General features: G+C 71.7%; 7 protein-coding genes. 2 read left to right on the top strand and 5 right to left on the bottom strand.

What is annotated here, in order from left to right:
- Positions 1 to 153: 153 nt before the first annotated feature.
- Entirely contained in the window at positions 154 to 606 is a 453-nt protein-coding gene (locus tag AB0M20_RS19670) for a hypothetical protein (RefSeq protein ID WP_364300020.1), read from the top strand.
- On the opposite strand, the gene AB0M20_RS19665 is transcribed toward AB0M20_RS19670, so the two are convergent.
- The 5 genes from AB0M20_RS19665 to AB0M20_RS19645 are packed head-to-tail and all read right to left on the bottom strand — an operon-like array spanning position 597 to position 6037.
- Complete coding sequence (locus tag AB0M20_RS19665) at positions 597 to 1481, bottom strand: intradiol ring-cleavage dioxygenase (RefSeq protein ID WP_364300018.1); 885 nt, start codon at positions 1479 to 1481, stop codon at positions 597 to 599. The two genes, AB0M20_RS19670 and AB0M20_RS19665, sit on opposite strands and share 10 nt — an antisense overlap.
- On the bottom strand, positions 1478 to 2428 hold the full coding sequence (locus tag AB0M20_RS19660) for a maleylacetate reductase (RefSeq protein WP_364300016.1): 951 nt from the start codon (positions 2426 to 2428) through the stop codon (positions 1478 to 1480). Before AB0M20_RS19660 ends, AB0M20_RS19665 begins: the two co-directional genes overlap by 4 nt.
- Complete coding sequence (locus AB0M20_RS19655; RefSeq protein ID WP_364300014.1) at positions 2425 to 4167, bottom strand: FAD-dependent monooxygenase; 1743 nt, start codon at positions 4165 to 4167, stop codon at positions 2425 to 2427. The genes AB0M20_RS19660 and AB0M20_RS19655 overlap by 4 nt, the downstream gene beginning before the upstream one ends.
- A 32-nt stretch (positions 4168 to 4199) precedes the next feature.
- Positions 4200 to 5147, bottom strand: a complete 948-nt coding sequence (locus tag AB0M20_RS19650; protein ID WP_364300012.1) for a helix-turn-helix domain-containing protein — start codon at positions 5145 to 5147, stop codon at positions 4200 to 4202.
- A complete protein-coding gene (locus AB0M20_RS19645) occupies positions 5144 to 6037 on the bottom strand; it encodes a LysR substrate-binding domain-containing protein (protein ID WP_364300010.1) in 894 nt (297 codons plus the stop codon). The genes AB0M20_RS19650 and AB0M20_RS19645 overlap by 4 nt, the downstream gene beginning before the upstream one ends.
- Before the next feature lie 71 nt (positions 6038 to 6108).
- On the opposite strand from AB0M20_RS19645, the gene AB0M20_RS19640 reads away from it, so the two are divergent.
- Positions 6109 to 6975 (top strand): acetyl-CoA C-acyltransferase (locus AB0M20_RS19640; RefSeq protein ID WP_364300008.1); only part of this gene is annotated, 867 nt, incomplete at its 3' end.

Genomic DNA, 6975 nt, shown 5'->3' with positions numbered 1-6975 from the left:
AAAAACAAATAGATTTTTGGCAGAATGAATTTAGGTTTTGGGAGTGATCATTTTGAAAAAGCATAAAGAAATATTAACCTGATCGGGCACAGCTTCGGCGCCCGGCTGGTCTCCTTCGCGCTGGCCGGCATCGACTCGCCCCAGCGGAGCCCGGTGGCGTCGCTGATGCTGGTGCAGGGTGCCTTCTCGCACTGGTCGTTCGCGCACGAGCAGGACAATCCGTTCGGCCGCGCGGGCGCCCTGCACGCGGTGGCGGACCGGGTGCACGGGCCGCTGGTCGCGACGTACAGCGTGCACGACTGGGCGGTCGGCGTCTGGTATCCGAGGGCGTCGTTCCTGTCCCGGCAGGACACGCAGTCGGTCGCGGCGAGCCGCTGGGGCGGCATGGGCGCTGACGGCTACCAGGCCGTCAGCCCGCTGGAGGCCCGCTCGATGCCGGCCGCCGGCGGCAACGGCCACGACTTCAAGCCGCACACCTTCTACCGGGTCAACGCCGCCGCGGTCATCAACGACGTCGCCGACTCATCCTTCGGGGGAGCCCACTCGGACATCCGCAAGCCGGCGATCGCGGAGCTCATCGTGAGCGCGGCGGCCGCTCACGCCTGAGCGGCGGCAGGCGCCAGGACGATGTCGAAGTGGACCCGGGACCATGGTCGATCGTTCAGGTCCCGGCCGTCCGGCGGCGGCGTACCCGGTGCCTGTTTCTCGAAGGTCTTGACCAGCGAGTCCTTCACGCCGAAGACGCTGTCCGAGTCGAGCAGCTCGTCGCCCTCGACGAAGATGTGCGTCACCAGCGTGCGCAGGCCCTCGGCGCTGACCAGGAAGTGCAGGTGCGAGGCCCGCATCGGGGAGCGGCCCGTCGCCGCCAGCATCGCGCCGACCGGGCCGTCGTGTGGGATCGGGTACGGCGTCGGGGTGATCGCCCAGAAGCGGAAGCCGCCGTCCGCGCCGCTGAACAGGTGGCCTCGGGCGGCGGTGCGGTCGTCGTCGTACTGGACGTCGTAGAAGCCGTCCTGGTCGGCCTCCCACACCTCGATGCGCGCGCCCGCCACCGGCTGACCGGCCGTGTCGCGGACGGCGCCCTCGACCCAGCACGGCTCGCCGTTCGCGCCACCGGCGATGTCGCCGCCCAGCTCGACGTGCGGCGAGTTCTCGACGAAGAACGGGCCGAAGACCGTCGCCTCCGTCGCGTCGGCGTACGCCTCGTTGTTGATCGCGATGGTCTGCATCGACGCGCCGAGGGTGTCCGACAGCAGGATGAACTCCTGGCGCCGGTCGTCGGTGAGGTGACCGACCGCGGTGAGGAAGTCGATGCCCCGCTTCCACTCCTGCTCGGTCGGGCGGACGTCGCGCAGGAACCCGTGCAGGTGCGTCACGAGCGACCGCATGATCTCTTTGAGCCGCGGGTCCGGGGTGCCGTCGAAGGACGCCAGCACCCGCTCGACGAGTTCCTCCTCCCGCGCCTGCTGTTCCCGGCTCATCTCGTTCCCTCCCAGGCGTCGTGCAGGAGCTGCTTCAGGTTACCGGCGTTGACCGGGACAGGATTGTTGTCGGGTACGACCGGAAGGATCGCCTCGACCGCCGCCGGGATCTGGTCCTCCTCGAAGCCGTAGTCGCGCAGCGCCCGTGGGGCGTCGACCCGCCGGCGGAGATCCTGGAGCTCGTCGAGGGTGATGCGCCCGCCGGCGCCGGGCGCGTTGAGCGCGAGCACGTGCGGCAGGACCACCGCGTGGGTCTGCGCGTGCGGCAGGCCGAACATGCCGCCCAGCACGTGGCAGATCTTGTGGTGCAGGCCGGATCCTGCGGAGGCGAAGGCGACCGCCGCCAGGTAGGTGCCGTAGAACATCTGCTCCCGATCGTCCGGGAGCGCCGCCATCAGGGCGCGGATCCCCTCACCGGCGAGCGCCGCGTTGATCGGGTCGGCCCGCGGCGCCCACAGCGAGTCGACGCAGTGGGCGAGCGCGTTCAGGCCGGATGCGACGGCCAGCTCGGTGGGCAGCGTCGCGGTCAGCGTGGCGTCGTAGACGACGGTGCGTGGCAACACCCGAGGATCGGTGCCGGTGGTCTTCCGGCCGTTCGCCGTCAGCCCCCAGACGTTCGTCGCCTCCGATCCCGCGTAGGTGGTCGGGACCGCGACGACGGGCAGGCCGGTGGTGAGCGCGACGGCCTTGGCGAGGCCGGTCGCCGAGCCACCGCCGACGCTGACGATCACCTCGACCTGACGTGCGGCGGCGGCCGCCCGCGCCCGCTCCGCGACGGCGACCGGGACGTGCATGACCACCTCGTCCCATCTCAGGACCGCGGGCACGTCGAGGCGGGTGCCGATGAGCATGACCCGGGACGAGCCGACCTCGTCGTGCACGGCCTCCGCCGCCGACCCGGGCGCGAAGACGACGCGCTGGCACAGTGTCTCGTGGACGAACCTCATCGGGACAGGATGCTCTTCATCGCGTCGCGCAGCGCGGAGGACGGGTCGGCCGGCAGCGTCGCGGCGCGCCAGCCGATGTGCTTGTCCGGCCGCACGAGCAGCGCGCCGCTCTCCTGGACCTCACGCAACGCGGCCCAGTCGTAGTAGAGATCGGTGACCTCGCGGCCCGGCCCGATCACGACCGTACCCAGATCGACGCCCAGCTCCGCCGCGACCTCGGCCGCCGCATCCGCCCAGGCCTCGCCGGCGATGCCGGTGAGCAGCGTGAACCGGTGGTACGGCGCCAGATCCATCATCGCGAGCTTGCGCCGGTTGTCGCCGACCCACGCGTGCGGCAGATGCGAGCCCGGCGCCGTCGACGCCTCGTAGTAGAGCTCGGGATCGCGCACCGGCGCGGGCCTGGTGCTGCCGTCGGACACCACGGCGGCGGACTCGTAGAACTGGCCCAGGTCGACACCGTGGGCGTTGAACTCGTAGTTCTTCAGCTCCATCGCCTTCACCAGGGCGGCCCGCTTGGCGGCGCCCGCGGGCGTGTTCGCCTTCCGCTCCTCGATCTGCGCGACCATCTCCTCCTCGGTCCGCGCCCCGGTGATGCCCAGCGCCACGAAGAAGTCGACGAACTCGCGGCTGGACCGGTTGGCCCGCTTGACGATCCGCTCGGCGACCGGCGCGCGTTCGGCCGAGTACGTCTCCAGCAGCCCGTCGCCCGCGCGCCCGCTCAGCACGGCGGCCAGCTTCCAGGCCAGGTTGTACGAATCCTGGATGGAAGTGTTCGATCCCAGCCCGTTGCTCGGCGGGTGCCGGTGCACCGCGTCACCGGCGCAGAACACTCGCCCGGACTGCAGGTGGGTCGCGTACATCTCGTTGTTGCCCCACAGCGAGGTGCCGGTGATCTCCACCTCCAGCTCGGGCATGCCGAGCAGGTTGCGCACGATCTGCGTCGCGGCGGCCGCGTCGACGACCGGCGGCTCGTCGCTGATGTCGTAGCCCCACACGATCAGCCACTCGTTCCAGGGGCGGACCATGCGGACCAGGCCGGCGCCGATGCCGCCGACGTTGGAGCCGGGCTGGATGACCCAGTAGAGGACCGACGGCCGGTGCTCGCAGTAGGCGCTGATGTCGGCCTTGAAGGTGATGTTCATCGAGCCGGCGATGTCCATGGCGCCCTCGAAGGGCAGGCCGATGTCGGCGGCCACCTTGGACCGTGCGCCGTCCGCGCCGATCAGATACTTGGCGCGGATCGTGTACTCCTGACCGGTGAGCCGGTCGAGCACCAGCACGTCGACGCCGGCGTCGTCCTGCGTGTGCGACAGGTATTCGGTGGAGAACCGCGACTGCGTGCCTCTCTCCGTCGCGTTGCGCACCAGGATCGGCTCCAGGTAGGTCTGCGGGATGTCGACGACCAGGCAGGGCGACGCGAGCCGGTAGTCGCCCTCGCGGTCGGCGCGGGTGCCCCAGGTGTGGATCCGGCCGATCTCCTCGCCGGCGATCGAGGTGCAGAAGACGGTGTCGCCGACCAGGTCGTGCGGGGTGGCGTCGGCGAGCACCTGGTCCTCGATCCCGACGTCCCGGAAGACCTCCATGGCCCGCTGGTTGGTGATGTGCGCGCGGGGCGTGTTGGCGGTCCACCGGTACTTGGTGATCATGATGTTGGGTACGCCGAGCGTCGACAGGAACAGCGCGGCCGCCGATCCCGCCGGTCCCGACCCGACGATGAGCACGTCCGTCTCAATGCGCATACCGGCAGTGTGTGAACGCCGTGCCGGGCCGGCTACGAATGAGGCTCGTCCCGGCCGGAACGCGAAGCGATGGCCGATCTGCGCAAGTCGCTCGCGCGCTCGCCGAAGTGGGCACGGAAGGCGTGCGAGAAGTGCGCGGGTGACGCGAAGCCGCATCGGTGCGCGACCTCGGCGATGGGGACGGGCCCGGCGAGCATGCGGCGGGCCGCCTCGAGACGGCGGGAAAGGATGTACTGCGGCACGCTGATGCCGCTCTCGGCGAAGACGCGGGACAGGTGGCGCGTGCTCAGCCCGACGGCCGCGGCGACGCGGGCGGCCGACAGCGCCGGGTCGGCGAAGTTGCTGTCGATGTGGGCCTGGGCCGCCGCCCGATGCCCGCCCGCCGGCGAACGGCCGGCCAGCGCCGCGATCAGGTCGAGCAGGTCCTGTTCGCGGGCCGGCCGGGGATCCTCGGACCTGGCGGCCGCGCCGACCTGACGGGCGAGGGCGTGCGCGAACGGGTTGCCGCCACGCGCGAAACCGACGACGGCGGGACTCGGGACGTGTTCGATGCCGGTGACCTCCGCGAAGACCTGCCGCGGGACCTTGACGACCAGTTCCTCGAGCCCTTGTGAGAACCCGCGCATGAAGGGACGGTCGGCGTCGCACATCAGCATCTCGCCCGGCCGCACGGTCCGGACCCCGTCGTCGTGGTAGAAGAACGCCTCCCCGGCCAGGCTGAAGAACAGCGCGATCGACCCGGCCGGGCGCCGCCGGACCAGTGCCTGGTCGCGCTCGACGACGTGGGAGTTGCCGCGGACCCGGGCCAGGTGGATCTGGTCCAGCTGCAGGTTGATCTCGGTGGCCTCCAGCGAGGCCGCGGTGAGGGTGCGGCACCGCAGGCCGATCAGCGCGTCGGCGTTGTGGTCCTCCCACAGCTCGACGCGTCGCTGCTCGGGCAGCCCGGCGGTCGAGAACACCGCCGGTGTGAGCTGCCTCATGGGCGGAGTCTAGCCACGCCCTCCACGATCTCGGCCACCCTGCGGACCGCGGGTGACCTCTCGCCGGCCCGGGTCGCCAGGCCCAGGCCGATGGTGGGCGCGACCGTCAGCGACACGTACGAGACCCCGTCCAGCCGCAGGCTGCGGACCGGCTCGGGCACCAGCGCGACCCCGAGCCCGGCCGCGACGAAGACCACCAGCGTGGCGGTCTCGCCGACCTCGATCGCCGTCGCGGGGCGGAACCCGGCGGCCGCGCACGCCGCGATCACGTGCTCGTGGATCGACGAGCGGTGGCCGGAGGGGTGCATGACGAACGGATCTCCGGCCAGCCGCGCGAGGTCGATGCGCCGCCGCCCGGCCAGCGGGTGCCGGTCGGGGCGCACCGCGACCAGGCGTTCGGTACGCAGGACGCGCACGTCGACGCCGGGCCGGGGCACGCTGCCCGGCCGGATCACCACGAGGTCGTAGGTGCCGTCGGCGAGCCCGTCGAGCAGCGCGGGGCTGAGCAGCTCGCCGTGCAGTTCCAGCTGCACCCCGGGGAGCACGTCGCGGACCTCGCGCGCCGCCACCGGCAGCAGGTCGTAGGTGGCCGTGCCGATGAAGCCGACCGAGACCCGCCCGGTGTGCCCCGAGGCGACCAGCGCCATGTCCGCCGCGGCACGGTCGGCCGACGCCAGCACCGTGCGGGCGTGGTCGGCGAACCGGCGCCCGGCGCGGGTCAGCTCGACCCGGCGGGTGGTCCGGTCGACCAGGGTGACGTTCAGTTCGCGCTCGAGCTGCTTGATCTGCTGCGAGAGCGCCGGCTGGGCGATGTGCAGCCGGGCCGCGGCGCGGCCGAAGTGCTGCTCCTCGGCGAGGGCGGCGAACGAGCGCAGCTGCCGCAGTTCCATGCGTGCAACTTATCAATCGGTACCAACTCAGTATTGGAGATGATGAGTGGTGCGGGCATAGGTTGAAGGGCATGAGCTCCGCCTTCCTGTACGCCGCGGTCCGCACCCCGTTCGGCCGGATCGGCGGCGCCCACGCCGAGGTGCGCCCCGACGACCTCGCCGCGATCGCGCTCCGGGGTGTCCTCAGCAAGACGCCCGGCCTCGACGCCGCGGCGGTCGAGGACGTCGCCTGGGGCTGTGCCAACCAGGCCGGCGAGGACAACCGGAACGTCGGCCGGATGGCCGTGCTGCTCGCCGGCCTGCCGGTGTCGGTGCCGGCGACGACCGTCAACCGGCTCTGCGGCTCCTCGCTCGACGCGGCCATGATCGGCTCCCGGACGATCGAGTCCGGCGACGCCGACGTCGTGGTGGCGGGCGGCGTCGAGTCGATGACCCGGGCGCCGTGGGTGCTGCCCAAACCGGCCAAGGCGTTCCCGGCCGGCAACGTCACGGCCGTGTCCACCACGCTGGGCTGGCGGCTGGTCAACAAGAACATGCCGGAGGAGTGGACCGTCTCGCTGGGCGAGGCCAACGAGATGCTGGGCGATAGGTTCGCCGTCTCGCGGGACCGGCAGGACGAGTTCGCCGCCCGCTCGCACAACCTCGCCGACGCCGCCTGGACGGCCGGCTTCTACGACGACATCGTGGTGCCGGTGCCCGGCGTCGACCTGGCCCGCGACGAGGGCATCCGGCCCGGGTCGACGGCGGCGAAGCTGGCCGGGCTCAAGCCGTCCTTCCGGGCCGACGGCACGATCACCGCGGGCAACGCGTCCCCGCTCAACGACGGCGCCGCCGCCGTCCTGCTCGGCTCCGAGGCGGCCGCCGGGCGGATCGGGCAGGCCCCGCTGGCCCGCATCGCCGGTCGCGGTGTGTCGGCGGTCGAGCCGCCGATGTTCGGG

The organism is Actinoplanes sp. NPDC051633 (assembly GCF_040681735.1).
Lineage (GTDB): Bacteria > Actinomycetota > Actinomycetes > Mycobacteriales > Micromonosporaceae > Actinoplanes.
This window is presented reverse-complemented; position numbering and strand designations above follow the sequence as displayed.

Excerpts from the sequence above, each read along its gene's own strand:
- AB0M20_RS19665 (WP_364300018.1), bottom strand. The coding sequence starts at position 1,481 with ATGAGCCGGGAACAGCAGGCGCGGGAGGAGGAACTCGTCGAGCGGGTG.
- AB0M20_RS19660 (WP_364300016.1), bottom strand. The coding sequence starts at position 2,428 with ATGAGGTTCGTCCACGAGACACTGTGCCAGCGCGTCGTCTTCGCGCCC.
- AB0M20_RS19655 (WP_364300014.1), bottom strand. The coding sequence starts at position 4,167 with ATGCGCATTGAGACGGACGTGCTCATCGTCGGGTCGGGACCGGCGGGA.
- AB0M20_RS19650 (WP_364300012.1), bottom strand. The coding sequence starts at position 5,147 with ATGAGGCAGCTCACACCGGCGGTGTTCTCGACCGCCGGGCTGCCCGAG.
- AB0M20_RS19645 (WP_364300010.1), bottom strand. The coding sequence starts at position 6,037 with ATGGAACTGCGGCAGCTGCGCTCGTTCGCCGCCCTCGCCGAGGAGCAG.